The organism is Nannocystis pusilla (assembly GCF_026626665.1).
Lineage (GTDB): Bacteria > Myxococcota_A > Polyangia > Nannocystales > Nannocystaceae > Nannocystis > Nannocystis pusilla.
Genome location: NZ_JAPNKE010000002.1, coordinates 9,383,663 through 9,399,928, shown reverse-complemented (window position 1 = coordinate 9,399,928; position 16,266 = coordinate 9,383,663). Strand labels below are relative to the sequence as shown.

At 69.9% G+C, this 16,266-nt stretch carries 12 protein-coding genes, 11 tRNA genes and 4 pseudogenes; 11 read left to right on the top strand and 16 right to left on the bottom strand.

Going from position 1 to position 16,266, the window contains the following annotated elements; genetic code table 11:
* Window positions 1–75 precede the first annotated feature (75 nt).
* The gene (locus tag OV079_RS41540) at window positions 76–1,239 is read left to right on the top strand and encodes an oxygenase MpaB family protein (RefSeq protein ID WP_267775240.1); all 1,164 of its coding nucleotides are present in this window, start codon (window positions 76–78) and stop codon (window positions 1,237–1,239) included.
* 97 nt (window positions 1,240–1,336) lie between these two features.
* Entirely contained in the window at window positions 1,337–2,788 is a 1,452-nt protein-coding gene (locus OV079_RS41535; protein WP_267775239.1) for a cryptochrome/DNA photolyase family protein, read from the top strand.
* 371 nt (window positions 2,789–3,159) lie between these two features.
* Here the strand turns inward: OV079_RS41535 and OV079_RS41530 are convergent, their stop codons facing one another.
* Entirely contained in the window at window positions 3,160–3,819 is a 660-nt protein-coding gene (locus OV079_RS41530) for a GIN domain-containing protein (RefSeq protein WP_267775238.1), read from the bottom strand.
* 119 nt (window positions 3,820–3,938) lie between these two features.
* Between OV079_RS41530 and OV079_RS41525 the strand changes: the two genes are divergently transcribed.
* The 4 genes and pseudogenes from OV079_RS41525 to OV079_RS59485 form a co-directional block, all read left to right on the top strand.
* Window positions 3,939–5,408, top strand: a complete 1,470-nt coding sequence (locus OV079_RS41525) for a hypothetical protein (protein ID WP_267775237.1) — start codon at window positions 3,939–3,941, stop codon at window positions 5,406–5,408.
* Window positions 5,409–6,227: 819 nt separating this feature from the next.
* Window positions 6,228–6,632, top strand: a pseudogene (locus OV079_RS41520) (SDR family NAD(P)-dependent oxidoreductase); the annotation flags it as partial.
* A gap of 14 nt (window positions 6,633–6,646) precedes the next feature.
* A pseudogene (locus OV079_RS59490) lies at window positions 6,647–6,844 on the top strand (SDR family NAD(P)-dependent oxidoreductase); the annotation flags it as partial.
* A gap of 82 nt (window positions 6,845–6,926) precedes the next feature.
* Window positions 6,927–7,070, top strand: a pseudogene (locus OV079_RS59485) (SDR family oxidoreductase); the annotation flags it as partial.
* A gap of 3 nt (window positions 7,071–7,073) precedes the next feature.
* Here the strand turns inward: OV079_RS59485 and OV079_RS41515 are convergent.
* The 3 genes from OV079_RS41515 to OV079_RS41505 are packed head-to-tail and all read right to left on the bottom strand — an operon-like array spanning window position 7,074 to window position 9,095.
* On the bottom strand, window positions 7,074–7,808 hold the full coding sequence (locus OV079_RS41515) for a hypothetical protein (protein WP_267775235.1): 735 nt from the start codon (window positions 7,806–7,808) through the stop codon (window positions 7,074–7,076).
* Window positions 7,780–8,625, bottom strand: coding sequence for an AAA family ATPase (locus OV079_RS41510; protein ID WP_267775234.1), 846 nt, complete (start codon window positions 8,623–8,625; stop codon window positions 7,780–7,782). Before OV079_RS41510 ends, OV079_RS41515 begins: the two co-directional genes overlap by 29 nt.
* Window positions 8,626–8,672: 47 nt before the next feature.
* Window positions 8,673–9,095, bottom strand: a complete 423-nt coding sequence (locus tag OV079_RS41505; protein ID WP_267775233.1) for an ATP-binding protein — start codon at window positions 9,093–9,095, stop codon at window positions 8,673–8,675.
* Between the two features lie 323 nt (window positions 9,096–9,418).
* On the opposite strand from OV079_RS41505, the pseudogene OV079_RS59480 reads away from it, so the two are divergent.
* From OV079_RS59480 to OV079_RS41485, 4 genes and pseudogenes are all read left to right on the top strand, one after another.
* A pseudogene (locus tag OV079_RS59480) lies at window positions 9,419–9,963 on the top strand ((2Fe-2S)-binding protein); the annotation flags it as partial.
* Between the two features lie 14 nt (window positions 9,964–9,977).
* Entirely contained in the window at window positions 9,978–12,020 is a 2,043-nt protein-coding gene (locus OV079_RS41495; RefSeq protein WP_267778769.1) for a xanthine dehydrogenase family protein molybdopterin-binding subunit, read from the top strand.
* 247 nt (window positions 12,021–12,267) lie between these two features.
* Window positions 12,268–13,248 carry an FAD binding domain-containing protein gene (locus tag OV079_RS41490; protein ID WP_267775232.1) on the top strand — a complete coding sequence of 327 codons (981 nt, stop codon included), beginning with the start codon at window positions 12,268–12,270 and terminating at the stop codon, window positions 13,246–13,248.
* Window positions 13,249–13,262: 14 nt separating this feature from the next.
* Window positions 13,263–13,481, top strand: coding sequence for a hypothetical protein (locus tag OV079_RS41485; RefSeq protein ID WP_267705412.1), 219 nt, complete (start codon window positions 13,263–13,265; stop codon window positions 13,479–13,481).
* Window positions 13,482–13,491: 10 nt separating this feature from the next.
* Here OV079_RS41485 and OV079_RS41480 read toward each other — a convergent pair.
* From OV079_RS41480 to OV079_RS41425, 12 genes are all read right to left on the bottom strand, one after another.
* Window positions 13,492–13,575, bottom strand: a tRNA-OTHER gene (locus OV079_RS41480).
* 25 nt (window positions 13,576–13,600) lie between these two features.
* A tRNA-Tyr gene (locus OV079_RS41475) sits at window positions 13,601–13,682 on the bottom strand.
* Between the two features lie 29 nt (window positions 13,683–13,711).
* Window positions 13,712–13,797, bottom strand: a tRNA-Leu gene (locus OV079_RS41470).
* Between the two features lie 30 nt (window positions 13,798–13,827).
* Window positions 13,828–13,909: transfer RNA gene (locus tag OV079_RS41465), tRNA-Tyr, on the bottom strand.
* Window positions 13,910–13,954: 45 nt separating this feature from the next.
* Window positions 13,955–14,040 (bottom strand) — tRNA-Leu (locus OV079_RS41460).
* Window positions 14,041–14,068: 28 nt separating this feature from the next.
* Window positions 14,069–14,155, bottom strand: a tRNA-Leu gene (locus tag OV079_RS41455).
* Window positions 14,156–14,180: 25 nt separating this feature from the next.
* A tRNA-Tyr gene (locus OV079_RS41450) sits at window positions 14,181–14,263 on the bottom strand.
* Between the two features lie 32 nt (window positions 14,264–14,295).
* Window positions 14,296–14,381, bottom strand: a tRNA-Leu gene (locus OV079_RS41445).
* 38 nt (window positions 14,382–14,419) lie between these two features.
* Window positions 14,420–14,502: transfer RNA gene (locus tag OV079_RS41440), tRNA-Tyr, on the bottom strand.
* Between the two features lie 21 nt (window positions 14,503–14,523).
* Window positions 14,524–14,610 (bottom strand) — tRNA-Leu (locus OV079_RS41435).
* A gap of 194 nt (window positions 14,611–14,804) precedes the next feature.
* A tRNA-Pro gene (locus OV079_RS41430) sits at window positions 14,805–14,879 on the bottom strand.
* A 181-nt stretch (window positions 14,880–15,060) separates the two neighbouring features.
* Window positions 15,061–15,189, bottom strand: a complete 129-nt coding sequence (locus OV079_RS41425; RefSeq protein ID WP_267775231.1) for a hypothetical protein — start codon at window positions 15,187–15,189, stop codon at window positions 15,061–15,063.
* 260 nt (window positions 15,190–15,449) lie between these two features.
* Here OV079_RS41425 and trhA point away from each other — a divergent pair, with 260 nt between their 5' ends.
* Complete coding sequence (gene trhA / locus OV079_RS41420; RefSeq protein WP_267775229.1) at window positions 15,450–16,097, top strand: PAQR family membrane homeostasis protein TrhA; 648 nt, start codon at window positions 15,450–15,452, stop codon at window positions 16,095–16,097.
* Window positions 16,098–16,266: the final 169 nt, after the last annotated feature.

The window sequence follows — 16,266 nt, the reverse complement described above, 5'->3', positions numbered from 1 at the left end:
CACCCTACCACGCCGCCGGCCGCGCGGGGCACCTCCTCGCGTGCGCGGCGCCCGACGTGTGGCACGCTCGTGGCCATGTCCGGCGTCCCAGCCCGCGTCCACAACCTCCCGGCCGCGCGTGCTCAGTTCGGCGACCTCATCGGCCGACTCCTGCCCGCCTTCGAGCGCGCCGACCCGCTCGCCGACGCCGCCGCCGCGTGGCTCGCCACCTGTCCCGAAGGACATGTCGTTTTCCAGGCCGCGCTGGTCTCGCCCGAGCGCGCCCCCGAGCCGCTCGCCGCCCTGCTCGAGTCGGTCGCCGGCGTGCCCGCGTGGGTGGAGCCGGCCCGGCTCGCGCGCGCCAGTCACCTGTTCTCGCGGGCAGGTGTGGTCGGCGGCTTCGTCCTCGGCCTGCGCTCGCTCGTGCTCGGCTACGCCGCGCCGGCGGGCAACAAGCCGCTCGCCTTCAGCGGTCGCCTGCGCGAGGCCGCCCCGCGTCGCCTCGCCGAGACCGCCCGCTTCGTCACCGCGGTGTGCGAGCCGGGCGGCCTCTTGCCTGGCGGTGAGGGCCGCGCGATCGCCTTGCACGTGCGCCTCATGCACGCCCAGGTGCGCCGCCTCTTGCTCGCCACCGGCCGCTGGGACCGCGCCGCCTGGGCCGTGCCGATCAACCAGCACGACATGCTCGCCACCGGCCTCCTCTTCAGCCACGTCTACCTCGACGGCCTGCGCCTGCTCGGCCTCCAGATCGGCGCCGACGAGGCCGACGACTACGTCCATCTGTGGCGCCTGGCCAGCTGGATCCTCGGCGTCGACGACGAGCTCGTGCCCGATCGCGAGCCGGCTGCGCGGCGCCTCGCCGAGTGCATCTTCCTCACCCAGGGTTCGCCCGACGCCGACTCGCGGGCGCTCACCGCCGCCCTGTTGCAGGCTCCCCTTCAGGCCGCGCGCACCCCGGGCGAGCGTCGCCTCGCCGCCGCGCGCGTGCGCCTCAGCAGCAGCCTATGCCGCCACCTCGTCGGCCACGGCCTCGCCGACGCGCTCGGCGTCCCGTCCGAGCGGCACCCCTTCTCCGTCCCTCTGCTCGCCTCCGTGTTCGGCGGCCTCGATCGCCTGCGCGCCGCTCTGCCGCCGATCGACGCCTCCGCCGCCGCGCTCGGTCGCCGCTACTGGGACCTCGTCGTCGACGTCGGCATGAACGGCGAGCGCCCGACCTACCCCATGCCCGACCGCCTCGGCCGCCGTCCCACCGCCGCCTGACTTCTTTTAAAAATCACATGTCCTTCAGGTCATTCGCGTGACATGTCCCGAAGGACATCCTCGCCATCACGTTCCCCGCCCGTCCCCGCACCTCCCCATGCCGACCCCTCACGAGCTCCCCGACGCCCGCGTCACCGCGGTCAACGACGCCCCCGTCCGCCCCGACGGCGACTACGTCCTATATTGGATGATCGCCTATCGTCGCACCCGCGGCAATCACAGCCTCGACCGCGCCCTCCGCTGGGCCCGCGAATTGAACAAGCCCCTCCTCGTGTTCGAGCCGCTGCGCTGCGACTACCCGTGGGCCTCCGACCGCCTGCACGCCTTCGTCCTCGCCGGCATGCGCGACAATCAGCGCCGGTGCGCCGAGGCCGGCGTGGGCTACTACCCCTACGTCGAGCCGCAACAGCGGGCCGGCGCCGGCCTGCTCGCCGCCCTGGCCGAGCGCGCCTGCGTGGTCGTCACCGACGACTGGCCGTGCTTCTTCCTCCCGCGCATGGTCGCCGCCGCCGGCAAACGACTCGGCGTCCGCCTCGAGCAGGTCGACGGCAACGGCCTCCTCCCGATCCGCGCTCCCGGCCGCGTCTTCCCCACCGCCTTCGCCTTCCGCCGCTACCTGCAATCGACATTCATCAAAAATATCGACGAGGGGCCGCGCGCCGACCCGTTCGCGCGCCTGCGCCTGCCTGCGCTGCCCGCATTGCCCGCCGCCGTCACCCGCCGCTGGCCCGCGCAGATCCCCGACGACCTCGCGTCCTTGCCCATCGACCACAAGGTCACCCCGGCCGGCCGCGGCGGCAGCGTCGCCGGCCACGAGCGCCTCGACGCCTTCCTCGGCGACACGCTCGCCGGCTACGAGACCGGCCACAACACCCTCGACGAGCACGGCACCAGCGGTCTCTCGCCGTACCTTCACTTCGGCCACGTCGGCGCCCACGAGGTCTTTGACGCCGTCATGCGCCGGGCAGGCTGGAGCGTGGAAAAGCTCAAGAAGAACGCCGGCGGCAAGCGTCACGGCTTCTGGGGGGTCGCCCAGGACACCGAGGCCTTCCTCGATCAGCTCGTCACCTGGCGCGAGCTCGGCTTCAACATGTGCACCTACCGCGACGACTACGCCGACTACGACAGCCTGCCCGGCTGGGCCCGCCAGACCCTCGCCGACCACGCCGACGACCCGCGCCCGCACCTCTACACGGTCGACCAGCTCGAACGCGCCGCCACGGCCGACCCGCTGTGGAACGCCGCCCAGACCCAGCTCGTACGCGACGGCGTGATCACCAACTATTTGCGCATGCTGTGGGGCAAGAAGATCCTCGAGTGGAGCCCCAGCCCGCAAAAAGCGTTGGCCTGCCTGATCCGCCTCAACGACAAGTACGCCCTCGACGGCCGCGACCCCAACTCCTACACCAACATCCTGTGGATCTTCGGCCGCTACGACCGCCCCTGGGGCCCCGAGCGCCCGATCTTCGGCAAGATCCGCTACATGAGCAGCGACAACACCGCCCGCAAGATGCCGACCCGCGACTACCTCCGCCGCTACGGCAGCTGACCGCCGCCATTCACGGCGGTACCCGAGCGAGCGACTCCCCCGTCACGACGCAGCGGCAGGCGTGATCGTCATGGACATGCCTCGAAGGACATGACCTTCGTAGCATGTCCTTTCCGTCATGCACCGAAATCCGCGCACCTGCGGTCTGACCTCCTGGCAAGTACCACTGCTCGGCTGCGCCCACGAGGTTCGGCGCGCCTCCGACCGCAAGCGGCCGCGCTCGGCCGCCTTCATGACCGATACGACATGCCCCTTCGGTCACTCGCAGACGACCGTCACCCGCTCGGCTGCGCCCACGATCCTCGGCGCGCCTCCGACCGCAAGCGGTTGCGCTCGGCCGCCCGCATGTCCGTTCCGACATGCCCCTTCGGTCACTCGCAGACGACCGTCACCCGCTCGGCCTCGCCGACGATCTCCGGCGGCGCCCCGCTGGTGCACACCGTCACGCTCGGCGCGCCTTCCTCGATCGTCACGGTCACGTGCTCGGCGGTCAGCCGCGACGCCTCGACGTGCGCCATGTCGGCGACCGCGACCGCCAGCTCCGGCCCTGAGCCGGCCAGCATCACGTAGCTCACGTCGCGGGCGACCACGTTCGCCGCGACTCGCGTCAGCTCGCTCGCCTCGACCACGCTCGTCAGCTCGGCCTCGATCGCCAGCGCCTCGCTCGCCCCGTGCACGCGCACCACTGCGCGGTCGGTCGCGAACACGCCGCTCAGCGCCGGCACCTCCAGAGTCACCGTCGGGATCACCTTCAGCTCTTGCAGCAGGTTCGGGTTGGCCGCGATGGACAACAGTCCATCCCCATGGACTTCAGTAAACAGCCGCGAGAGCGCGTTCGAGTCGCCGGTCACGTGCAGCGTCACGTCGGCCTCCGGGTCGAGCTCGGGGCGCACCGTCACCGTCACCTCGAAGTCGTCGAACACCTCGATCTGCGAGAACGGCGGCACGGTGCGCACCGTCTCCTTGGGCACCCCGTCGCCCTTCAGCTCACAGCCCGCCAGCAGCGCGAGCGTTGCGATCGTCCTGCGCACGGACGGCACCCTAGCGCGTCCGGGCCCTCGCGGCGCGCGCGATGTGGCCGTGCGGAAGCGCCCGCCGCCCGCCACGGCAGGCGTGGACGGCTTCCCGGCGCGCGTGGCAGCATCCTGCGATGGTCTCCGTCTCGCGCTCCCTGCTCCTCACCTCGCTCGTCCTCGTCGCCTGCGGCGACTCGCAAGGCAGCACCGCCGCCACCGCCACCGAGTCGACCGGCGAGGCGACCGGCAACAGCGAGGCGAGCAGCGGCAGCGAGGCCACCAGCGCGCCGACCACCACCGAGGCCCCGCCGACCACCGCCAGCACCACCGAGGCCGGCGAGGACGTGCGGCCCAACTGGCACCAGGACATCGCCCCGCTGGTCACCGCCAGCTGTCAGAGCTGCCACGCGTCCGGCGGGATCGCCCCGTTCGCGCTGATGACCTACGAGGAGGCCAAGCCGTGGGCCGGCGTCATGGCCAGCGACGTCGCCCAGGGGATCATGCCGCCGTGGCACGCGCTCGAGACCGACGAGTGCCAGCCGCCGCTGCCCTACCTCCACGACCCGCGGCTGTCGGATGACCAAAAGGACATGTTCCAGCAGTGGGCCGATCTGGGCGCGCCCGAAGGCGATCCCGCGCTCGCCGCCCCGCTGCCGACGCCGCCCTCGCTCGACCTCGCCAACCCGACCAAATCGATCACGATGAGCACCCCGCTGACCGTCGACAAGGTCGGCAACTCGCTCGACTTCTTCCACTGCCTCAGCCTCGACCCCGGCAACGACGCGCCGGTGTACGTCGACGGGATCCAGGTGCTCGCGGGCAACCCGAAGATCGTGCATCACGTCCTGATCTACGTCGACGCCGGCGCGGACTCGGCGAGCTGGCCCGGCGGGGTCAAGCAGAACTGCGGCGGCGGGGCCGGCATCGGCAATGCGCAGCTGATCGGCGGCTGGGTCCCGGGCGGCATGCCGATGGTCGCGCCCACGGGCGTGACGACCGAGCTGCCGGCCGGTGCGCGGCTGATCCTCAACGTCCACTACCACGCCACCGGCGGCGGCCCCGAGGAGGACAGCGCGACCGGCCTGGCCCTGCGCTGGAGCGACACCGCGGCCGAGTGGTCGACTTTCTTCACGCTCATCGGCGCCCCCGGCGTCGGCGAGTCGCTGAACGGCCCGCTGATGATCCCCGCCGGCGAGGCGGCCCACGTCGAGGAGTACGAGTACGTGGTCCCCGACAACATCCCGGCGTTCGCCGACGTGCGCGTGTGGACGGTCCTCAATCACATGCACAAGGTCGGGGTCGACATGCGCGTGTGGGTCGAGAACGCCGGCGGCGAGACCTGCCTGCTGCACACGCCGAAGTGGGACTTCAACTGGCAGCGCTCCTATCAATACGACGCGCCGATCACCGAGAGCTTCCGGGTCCGCGGCGGGGACCGGGTGCGTCTGCGTTGCGTCTACAACAACACGATGTCGAACCCCGGGGTGGTCGAGATGCTGGCCGAGGCCGGCCTCGACGCGCCGGTCGACGTCGGCCTCGGCGAGGGCACCCTCGACGAGATGTGCCTGACGGGCGTCGGCGTGGCGATCAAGGGCGGGCTCTGAGGGGCTTTCGCTCGGAGTGGTGGCGCGCGGACTTCGCCGCGCGCAGAGCGGGGCGTGTCGCTCGCGATTGCCGACTGCGCCTCGCGGGGGTTCGGGGAAGGACCGGCCGCGAGTTAACCGGCAGGATGGCCGCTCGTTCCTCGCATCCATCTCGCCTCTAATTCGCGGCCGGTCCTTCCCCGAACCCCTGGCACGGCTGCAGCCGTGAGAGGCCGACTCGCCGTCGTCGGCTCCGATGCCGGGTGTCGCAACGAGCAGATCGTGGGGCGCCTGTTCGACGGCCAGGGCTGGCCGCCGAACAGACGCCATTTCGCTACCTTTACGGCGTGTCCTCCGTCCGCGTCGAAGACCTCACGGCGACCCTCGCTTCTCATTGCACATGCGCCTCGCATCCGCAACGAGGACCTCGCTCCGCATCACACGTGCACCTCGTATTCTGCGACGAGGACCTTGCGGCGAGCCCTCGCTCGCATCACCCATACGCCTCGAATCCGCGACGAGGACCTCGCGCCGACCTCTCGCTCCGCATCACCAAACGCGCCTCGCGTCCTCGTGTTCGCCACGAGAGCCTCGCAGCAGCCTCTCGCTCCGCATCATGTCGTGCACATCGCATCTTCGTCGCCGCGACGAAGACCTCTCCCCGGCCTCTCGCTCCGCATCACGACATATTCTTCGCGTCCTCGTCGCCGCGACCCATCCGCCCACGTCACACTTTGCGCGACGCGCTCTAGTCGCCGTGCGTCGTTCCGTCCTTGTCACAACGCGTGCGTCACCTCTTCGCCGCGCGAAAAGAACCTCTGTGGTTCCTCGGTTCGCTCGATGACGTTCGCGGCGTTACGCGCGAACGTCGCCCGTCTGCCGTCTCGCGCCTGCCCCCCATCCATGGCAAAGTCGCGCCCGATGCTCTCGCTCGCCGGTCTTCACGTCCTCGTCACCGGCGGCAGCCGTGGCATCGGCGCCGTCGTCTGCCGCCGGTTCGCCGCTGCCGGCGCAGTCGTCCTCGTCCACTACCGCGACCGCCACGACGTCGCCGAGTCTTTTCTGAACGAGCTGCGCGCCGTCAATGACGCCTCGCACTTGCGGTTCGCCGCCGACCTCGCCGACCCGACCCAGGTCGACGCCATGTTCGAGCACGTCGCGCGCGAGTGGGGCCGGCTCGACTGCCTCGTCAACAACGCCGGCGTGTGGGAGGCGGACGAGCTGTCGCGCTTCGACGTCGACGTCTATCGCCGCACACCATGGACGTCAACGTCCTCGGCCCCTTCCTCGCCGTCGCCCGCGCCTTGCCGCTGCTGCGCCTGTCCCAAAGGGCATCCATCGTCAACGTCACCTCCACCGCCGGCCAGCGCGGCGAGGCCGACTACAGCCCCTACGCGGCCTCCAAGGGCGCATTGATCTCCGCCACCAAGTCGTGGGCCGTCGAGCTGGCCCCGGCGATCCGCGTCAACAGCGTCGCGCCCGGCTGGGTCGACACCGACATGACCGCCGGACCGCTGCGCCACGACCTCGACGCGCGCTCGCATCGAGAGCCAGATCCCCCTGCGCCGCGTCGCCACTGCCGACGACATCGCCGCCCCGATCGCCTTCCTCGCCTCCGACATGGCGCGCCACATCACCGGCGAGATCCTCAACGTCAACGGCGGCAGCGTCCTGTGCGGCTGAGCTTCACGGCGAGGCGTGCCGCGAGAAACCGGCGAGCAGACGGCGCAGGGTCGGCTGCTCGAGACGCATGACTACGGCCGCGAAGGACAATCCCAACTCATTCACCCTACGGGCGGGAAAACGGGTCTCCGCGAGCCGCCGGTTGTACTTCGCCTGGAACGCGACTTCATCCTTGGGACGCACCTGCTCATCCAATAGATGCGGCTGACGCTGCCACTGTTCGGAACGAGCAAGGGCCTCGTCGTACCGCGGACGGGTTTCGGCCAGGATTCTGAGCGCTTCTTCGGTGTTCTGAAACAACCAGCTCTCGACGCTCCAGAACGGAACGACGTGTATGATGCGGTCAATCACGTCGACGCGCCCGTGCCTGTCGAGGATGGCTCGAACGCGGGCGAGGATCTCCTCGTCGAACCGATAAACGTTCTCACACAGGTGCTCAGGGTCGCGCTCGGACCAGCGTCGATCACCGTCGACATGCACAAACACGAGCGCCGACCCCTCGGAGCGGAGGAGATGCGTGACGATCGCCTCTGCCAACAACAGCTTCTTGGCGTAGTCGCGCGGGCTTCTGCTCTTGTAGCAGTTGAAACCCATCCCCTTCCTGGCGCGCTCGTCGGCACGCGGGTATTTCAAACGTTTCGAATCCAGGCCGGGCTCGACGAGGAACAACATCTTCTCGACTAGCGACTTGACCACCGCATGGGCGTCGTCACCTGTATCCTCGGTGAGCAGTAGCACCGAGAGCTCGTCCACTACCACAGGCCCCAGCTCCGCAGGATGTCGTTGACGTGCGAGATGCCGACCTTGTAATCGCGGTAAAATTCTCGGCCTCATCGACGGTCATGTTGCGCCAGACCATCTGCTCTTGTCCGTCTACCTCGTCATTCGAGCACAGGATGAACGTGCGTCGCACCTCCTCTGCATCCTCGAACTCCAAGTTGTCCAGCAGCAGCGGGTTCTGGGTCGCCAGGAACGTTTGCCGTCCACGGACGACTTCAAGGCAGCGCTCAATCATAGAGTGATGCATACCGTTCGTCAGCTCGTCGACGATAACGATGTGGGGATGCATCGCCGCATAGTACAGGAAGGCAAACAGGCGCTGCTGCCCGAAGCTGAGCTCTTCCGGACTGAGCCGCGATCCGTCGCGCTTGACGAAGCGAAACTCGTAGCGCCCGTAAGCGTGGATCGCCGGTTCGAGGCGCTCGGGCGCGGCGGGAGTGACGCGGACGACATCAAGCCGCATCGATGCTTTGGCGTACCCGAGCACCTCGACGGTCTGGGCCAGAAATTCCAGATGATCCTGGCTGAGCAACAATGGCCCTCGTCCGCCGACGTCGAATTGCGCAACCGCTGACTCACGCACGCTATCCGGGGTGGAATTGCCCACCGCTCCACGTGCATGAGGGCTCGTTTCGTAAATCTTGAACCCTCCGTCGCGAAGGCTATCTTCGAGCCATCGGGTGCTTTCATCGAGGCGAGCTATAGGGCGCCCATCCACCGCAAAGAGCCGGTCGAGCTGCGCAACACGCACTCGAGCTGAGTTGAAGAGCGCCAACGTCGAGCCAGTGACAAAGGGGTACTCGAAGAAAGATGGTAACGGCCCTAACTCGCTACTGCGCTCGCCTTGTCGGACGCGAGCTTCACGATCTTCAAACTCGAACTCGATGGGCTCCTCGTTCGGCTTTGAATCACCAGATGGCCACGCGACTGTGAAGCGCGTAAGCGAGCAGTCGGTGCCAGCCCTGATTCGTCAGCCAACGGCAATTGGGGTGATTCGGGTGCACCGTATCGGACTTCGACGGCGTAGGTGACACCCGCGTGCTCGAACTCGTATTCGACATGAAAATCGACACGTTCCAGCCCTGCGAACAGCCCACTACACACCATCGACAACAGCTTAAGCAGCGTGGTCTTACCCGACCCGTTGATCCCGAGGAGCACGTTCGATCCCTCGTTGAACACGAGCTCCGTCCCAGGCTTCACCCGTGGGAACTTGTGGATCGTCAGTCGCTTGAGCCTCGGCATCCGGGTCTGGCTGAGGATGCCTCGAACCCGTCAGCCACGCAAACTCGCGCTGCGCACCATTGACAAGCCTCGCGCGCACGCCGCACCATCCCGACGCATGAGCCCACCGATCTCGCGGCGCGGCATCTTGCGCGGAACTCTCGGCGGCACCACCGTCCTCGTCGGCGAGCTGCGCCCCGAAGATCGTCAGCGAGCGCGCCGAGGCACCTGCTGCGGCCGCCCCTGGCACCGCCCCCGACGCCCCCGCGCAAAAGCTCGAGCTCACCGTCAACGGCGCCGTCAAGTCGTTCGACGTCGACCCCGAGCGCACCGCCCTCGAGCTCGTGCGGAGCGACCTCGGCCTCACTGGTTGCAAGGAGAGCTGCGGTCACGGGGCGTGCGGCGCTTGCAGCGTCCTCCTCGACGACGTCCCCGTCGCCGCCTGCCTGCTCCCCGCCGTCGCGCTGCACCGCCGGCGCCTCACCACCGTCGAGGGCCTCGCCCCGGCCGGCGAGCTACACCCGGTCCAGCGCGCCTTCATGGCAGAGGACGCCCTGCAGTGCGGTTTTTGCACCCTGGCTTCGTCGTCGCCGCCAGCGCCTTTTACACCCGCTGGCGGGCCGAGCACGGCAACCGGGAGCCCGACCGCGACACCGTCGCCGCCGCGCTGGCCGGCAACCTGTGCCGCTGCGCCGCCTACGACGGCATCATCCGAGCTGTCCAAAAGGCCAGCTCCGGCGCCTACGAAAAACCACTCGGCCCCGAGCCCGCGGCCCCGCGCCACGACGCCCGCGACAAGGTCACCGGCGCCGCCAAGTACACCGTCGACGTCCGGCTGCCCGACCAGCTCGAGGGCAAGATCTTGCGCTCCCCGCACGCCCACGCGCGCGTGCGCAAGGTCGACTGGTCGAAGGCCCTCGCGCTGCCCGGCGTGTTCGGGGCCGTCGACCTGCTGAACGGCGGCACCACGATCCGCTTCGCCGGCCAGGAGATCCTCGCCATCGCCGCCGTCGACGCGCGCACCGCCGAGGCCGCGCTCGCGGCCGTCGAGCTCGACCTCGAGGTCCTGCCCGCGCTCGTCGGCATGGACGCCGCGCGGGCCGACGGCGCGCCCCCGTCTACCCGACCCGCAACACCCGCAAGTCGGCCCCCAACGCCAGCGAGGGCCCGCTGCTGCCGCTCGGCTGGGACGGCAACCTGCGCGGCCCGTTCAAGCTGTTCAGCACCGCCAAGCACAAGGCCCGCCGCGCCGTCGACAAGCTGCGCGAAAAGCCAGCCGAGGGCATCCTGGTCGAAGGGACATACAAGACCCAGGTCCAGTGCCACTCGGCCCTGGAGCCGCACGCCTGCGTCGCCCACTGGACCGCCGCCGACGCGGTCACCGTCCACCTCTCGACCCAGTCGGTCCACGCCGTCGCCGAGGACATCGCCCAGCGCTGGGGCCTGCGCCGCGACCACGTCCGCGTGCTCGCGCAGTACATCGGCGGCGGCTTCGGCGGCAAGGCCACGCTGCAGCTCGAGTGCGTGGCCGCGGTCGAGCTCGCGCGCGTCACCGGCAAGCCGGTCCGGGTGGTGCTCGAGCGGCGCGAAGAGCTGACCACGGGCGGCCTGCGTCCGGCGCAGGAGATCGAGCTGGCCCTGGCGACCGACCGCGACGGCTACCTGCAAGGCGTCACCGCGCGCGCCTTCGCCGACGCCGGCTGCGGCGTCGGCTCGAACAGCACCGTGCTGCTGCGCCTGATGTACGCCAACGCGCCGAAGGACATCGCCGACTGGGACGTCGTCAACCACGCCCCGCCCGGCAAGCCGTTCCGCGGCCCCGGCGGCCCGCCGGTGTTCTGGGCCCTCGAGCAGGCCGTCGACGTCGCCGCCGAGCGCCTGAAGCTCGACCCGATCCTGCTGCGCAAGCGCTTCGACCCCAACCCCGCGCGCAACCGCCTGTACGACTGGGCCCTGTCCCTGAGGACATGGCGTGAGAGACAGCCCGCGCAGAGCGACCGCGGCCGCTATCGCCGCGGCATGGGCCTCGCCGTCGGCGGGTGGTTCTACTTCGTCCAGCCGAGCGCGCGCCTGCAGATCGACGCCGGCCCCGACGGCATCGTCGCCTCGACCGCGTGTCAGGACATCGGCAACGGCACCCGCACCGTGATCGCCGAGACCGTCGCTTCGGTCCTCGGCATCGCCCCCGCCGACGTGAAGGTGCAGATCGGCGACTCCTCGCTGGTCCCCGGGCCGATGACCGGCGGCAGCCGCACGACCGCCTCGCTGGTCCCGGCCGCGATCATGGCCGCCGAACAATTGCGCGACGAGCTGCTGGAGCGCGCCGAACAGCTCCTCGGCGTCAAGGGCGTGGCCGTCCCCGGCGGCGTCCGCCACCCGCGCGGCGTCGTCACCTGGCAGCAACTGCTGGCCGGCTCGCCGCCGCTGCGCTTCGTCGGCACGCGCAAGCGCGACCAGGGCGGCTACTTCCTGCCGCCGATCGCCGACATCGCTCCGGGGCGCTACGTCGCGGGCTCGCTGCAGATCATCGAGGTCGAGGTCGACACCCGGCTCGGGCGGATCCGCGTGCTCCGCTCGCACACCGGCATCGCCGCCGGCCACATCGTCGCGCCCGCGCTGGCCCGCAACCAGGCCCTGGGCGGCGTGATCCAGGGCATCGGCTACGCCCTCTACGAGGAGCGCCGCCTCGACCCCAAAACCGGCGCCCTCCTCACCGGCGGCCTCGAGGACTATCGAATCCCCGGCATCGGCGACATCGGCGAGCTCGACGTCCACTTCGTCGAGGACGGCTACGAGCGCGTCAACGGCCGCAGCGTCGGCCTCGCCGAGCTCGTCACCCTCGCCCCCGCCGCCGCGATCGGCAACGCCGTCGCCCACGCCACCGGCTTCCGCCCGCGCGAGCTCCCGCTCCGCCCCGACCGCGTCCTGCAAGGACTCCGCGGATGACCCGCACGATCCTCGCCGAAGGCCCCGCTCTCTCTTCAGGCGGTCCGCACATGTCCCCCATCACTCCTGCCACCGGCTCACGCAAGCGCTCGCGCTTCGATCTCGCTTCCGACAGCCCGCGGATGTCCCCCATCCCTCCCGTCACCGATTCGCGCTCGCGCTTCGCTCTCGCTTCCGACAGCCCCCGGATATCCCCCATCACTCCTGTCACCGATTCGCGCGCGCGCCTGCTCCGAGGAGGACGCGGATGACCTCGCTCGAGCTCCCCACCTCCCTCGACGCCGCGCTCGGGCGCAGCGGTGAGCCCCGCGCCGGCGGCACCGACCTCACCGAGCGGCGCAGGCTCCACCTGTCCCGAGGGACAGTCGTCGACCTGCGCGACGTCCCCGGCCTCGACGCCATCGCCTGGCGCGAAGGACAGCTCCACCTCGGCGCCCTCGTCACCCTCGCGGCGGTGGCCGAGCACCCGGATGTCCGCGCCCGCTACCCGGCCGTGGCCGCCGCCGCGGCCAGCATCGCGACCCCGCAGATCCGCGCACGCGCGACCGTCGGCGGCAACCTCCTGCAGCACGTCCGCTGCTGGTACTACCGCCGCCCCGGCGCCGACTGCCTCAAGAGCGGCGGCAGCGGCTGCCCCGCCCGCACCGGCGACCACCTGTTCCACGCCTGCTTCGACCTCGGCCCCTGCGTCGCGCCGCACCCGTCGTCGCTGGCCACGGCGCTGCTCGCCCACGACGTCCGCGTCGAGGTCGCCGGCGACCGCGAGCACACCCTCGCCAGCCTCTACGGCGACGCCTCCGACGCCCGCCGCCAGCACATGCTCCCGCCCGGCGCGCTGCTGACCGGCGTCGGCCTCGGCGCGCCGCTGGCCGCCGAGCAGGCCGCCTACGTGCGCGCGACCAGCCGGGCCCGCGCCGAGTGGCCGCTGGTCGAGGTCGTCGCCCGCCTGGTGGTCGCGGGCGATCAGCTGCAGACCGCGCGGATCACCGTCGGCGGCGTGGCCAACCTGCCGCTCCGCCTCGGCGCGGTCGAGGCCCTGCTCGTCGGCAAGCCCGCCACACCCGAGACGCTCGCGGCGGCCGCCGCGGTCGCGGCTGACGGCGCCAAGCCGCTCGCGGGCACGGCCTACAAGCTCGACCTCCTCCGCGGCGCGGTCCTCGACGCGCTCGAGCGCGCCCTCGCCCAGCCCCCCACCCAGGCCGCACCGCCGGCCCCGGCCCCGACCTGACCGAAAGGACAGCCATGCAACTGTGCCGCCACCTGCGCTGGAAGGGCCACTCGCACGACGCCGCCGAGCTGGCCGAATTCCAGCTGACCTTCGCCCGCAACCAGGTGCCCTACTCGTGCCTGCACACCTGCCAGCCCTGGGGCCCCGACGACGAGCTCGCCGCCCCGGAGGCCTGCAACGACAGCCGCCCCTGCTACAAGCCCTCGCCGCTGGTCAACCTGCGCCTGAGCTGACACACACGCATGCGCAGAGAGGGACTCGAACCCTCACGCCCCTCACGAGGCCCTCCGCCTGAGCGTCGGCGTCTACCAATTCCGTCACCTGCGCCTCTCGTCCCGCCTTCACAAATGAGTCCGCGGGGCAGGAATCGAACCCGCCTGCGCCGAAGCGCCCCCGGTGTACAGCCGGCTGCCTCCCATTGAGGCGTCCCGCGGAAAATCTTCTCCTCACTCACTCGACAAAATGCGCAGGGAGGGACTCGAACCCTCACGCCCCAGCTGGAGCCTGGCCACCTCAAGGCCAGCCGTCTACCAATTCCGTCACCTGCGCGCTCTCGTTCTCTTCTCCACGACAAAAAAGTCCGCGGGGCAGGAATCGAACCCGCCTGCGCCGAAGCGCCCCCGGTGTACAGCCGGCTGCCTCCCATTGAGGCGTCCCGCGGAAAATCTTCTCCCCTCGTCTCTCCCCTTCTTCTCCTCTCTCGACATGCGCAGGGAGGGACTCGAACCCTCACGCCCCTCTCGGGGCCCGGCGTTCTGAGCGCCGTACGTCTGCCAGTTCCGCCACCTGCGCGAATCGCTACACTTCTCCCCAAAATCAATGCGCAAGGAGGGACTCGAACCCTCACGCCCCGCTCGGGGCCTGGCGTTCTGAGCGCCAGCCGTCTACCTGATTCCGTCACCTGCGCGTATCTCTCCGCCTCTTCACAAAAGTCCGCGGGGCAGGGATCGAACCTGCCCGCGCCGAGGCGCCGTCGGGTTACAGCCGACTGCCCCACCATTGAGGCGTCCCGCGGAAATTCTCGCCATCTTCCCCCTCAAAAAACAATGCGCAGGGAGGGACTCGAACCCTCACGCCCCAGCCGGGGCCTGGCGTTCTGAGCGCCAGCCGTCTACCCATTCCGTCACCTGCGCGTGCCTCTCCGTCTCCTGGTCCCTTCCTCCTCAAAAAGTCCGCGGGGCGGGGATCGAACCTGCCCGCGCCGAAGCGCCGTCGGTTTACAGCCGACTGCCCCACCATTGAGGCGTCCCGCGGAAATTGCTCAACCCTCGTGAATGCGCAGGGAGGGACTCGAACCCTCACGCCCCTCCCGGGACCCAGCGTTTTGAGTGCCGGTTGTCTACCGAATTCCAGCACCTGCGCGCTTTCCAAAAAATCCTCTCCTCTTCGTTCGTCGTCCGTTCGTTCGCCGCATGAAAAAATGCGCAGGGAGGGGCTCGAACCCTCACGCCCGGTGGGCCTGGCGCTCTCGAGGCCAGTTGTCTACCAAGTTCCAGCACCTGCGCGTATTGTCGTCACTCGTACCCCTCGGGCCTTCCGTGGCCCGAATACGGGGATCGGGGCAGCGGGATTCGAACCCACGACCTTCTGTGCCCAAGACAGACGCTCTGACCAGGCTGAGCTACGCCCCGAAGACGATCATGACGGGACCTCGCACGAAAGCCACTGTCACATGCCCGTCGCCCGGCAGCGCGATCGAATCATCGATCGAACTGCACGTGCGCGCGCCGACGCGCTCACGCGGAGGTGCGACGATTCGGTTTTCTCCCGCGCTCGTCGCAGCGCTGCCTGCACCCCGACCGGGGCGCCCCTTCACCGGGGTAGATACGGCAGGCGTAGATACGGCGGTAGCGGGGCCAACAGCGCGGGGAGCAGCAGGAGCCCCGCCGTACGCGGCTGGCCCTGGAGCATCGACCCGATGATGTGCTGATGGTTCGTCACGACCTTCACCCTGACTCGGTCCGGGGTATGTACAGCATGCCGATTCGCCGGTCAAGTCCCTCGCACGATTTTTTCGCGAGTCGCCCGACAGTCCCCACAATCGACCCTCCCCCGCATCACGCCACCCGAATCCGCGCACCACGCTCCCACCATTGCACTCTCGGGGGTCGATCGATTCCTCCGCCCCGGAGACGTCCGCGGTCGCCGCCCGCCGGCCTCGCCCTCGCGTCCGCGCGCCGCTCGTGTATCCTCGCGCCCGCGTGTCCTCGACCTCGCCGACCTCCTCGGTCCTGCGCCCGCGCCTCCGCGGCGTCGCCGACATCTACGCCGCCGCCCTCGCGGTCCCGGCCGTGGTCGCCCTGGTCGTGTGCGCCCGCGAAGGCGCCGCGACCCTCTCCGCCCTCGTCTACGGCGTCTCGCTGGTGGTCCTGCTGGTCGGCAGCGCCGTCTACCACCTGCCGGGCTGGCCGCTGCGCACCGCGCTGTGGCTGCGCAAGCTCGACCACGCCAACATCTATCTGCTCATCGCCGGCACCGCCACCCCGCTGGCCCTGGCCCTCGACGGCGCCGCCAGCGTGTGGCTGCTGTCGGCCATGTGGCTCGCGGCCGGCCTCGGCATCATCAAGACCTTCGCCTGGCCCCGCGCGCCCCGCAAGCTCAGCGCCGCCCTCTACGTGCTCATGGGCAGCTTCACCCTGCCCACCGCGCCGGTCCTCCGCGTCGCCGCCGACGAAGTGTTCCTGCTGTTCGCCACCGGCGGATTGCTCTATGTCTGCGGCGCGGTGATCTACGCGCTGCGCTGGCCCAATCCGGCCCCGCTGGTGTTCGGATACCACGAGCTGTTCCACGTCTTCGTGTTCAGCGCCGCCCTGGTCCACTATATGGCGATCTGGGCCCTGGTCACCTGAGCCGCTCGCGCCGACCCCGCAGGTCGGTACGTCTCCGCGCTCGCACCCGCACGCACCATGGCCGCGGGTTCGCGCATCACCTGTCGCGCCCGGCACATGCGAGCAGTCTGCGGCCAGTCGCACGATCGGAGATTTTTCCAAAGCCTCGACACCATGAACAGAGCTTGAC

Excerpts from the sequence above, each read along its gene's own strand:
- OV079_RS41540 (WP_267775240.1), top strand. The coding sequence starts at position 76 with ATGTCCGGCGTCCCAGCCCGCGTCCACAACCTCCCGGCCGCGCGTGCT.
- OV079_RS41535 (WP_267775239.1), top strand. The coding sequence starts at position 1,337 with ATGCCGACCCCTCACGAGCTCCCCGACGCCCGCGTCACCGCGGTCAAC.
- OV079_RS41525 (WP_267775237.1), top strand. The coding sequence starts at position 3,939 with ATGGTCTCCGTCTCGCGCTCCCTGCTCCTCACCTCGCTCGTCCTCGTC.
- OV079_RS41505 (WP_267775233.1), bottom strand. The coding sequence starts at position 9,095 with ATGCCGAGGCTCAAGCGACTGACGATCCACAAGTTCCCACGGGTGAAG.
- OV079_RS41490 (WP_267775232.1), top strand. The coding sequence starts at position 12,268 with ATGACCTCGCTCGAGCTCCCCACCTCCCTCGACGCCGCGCTCGGGCGC.
- OV079_RS41485 (WP_267705412.1), top strand. The coding sequence starts at position 13,263 with ATGCAACTGTGCCGCCACCTGCGCTGGAAGGGCCACTCGCACGACGCC.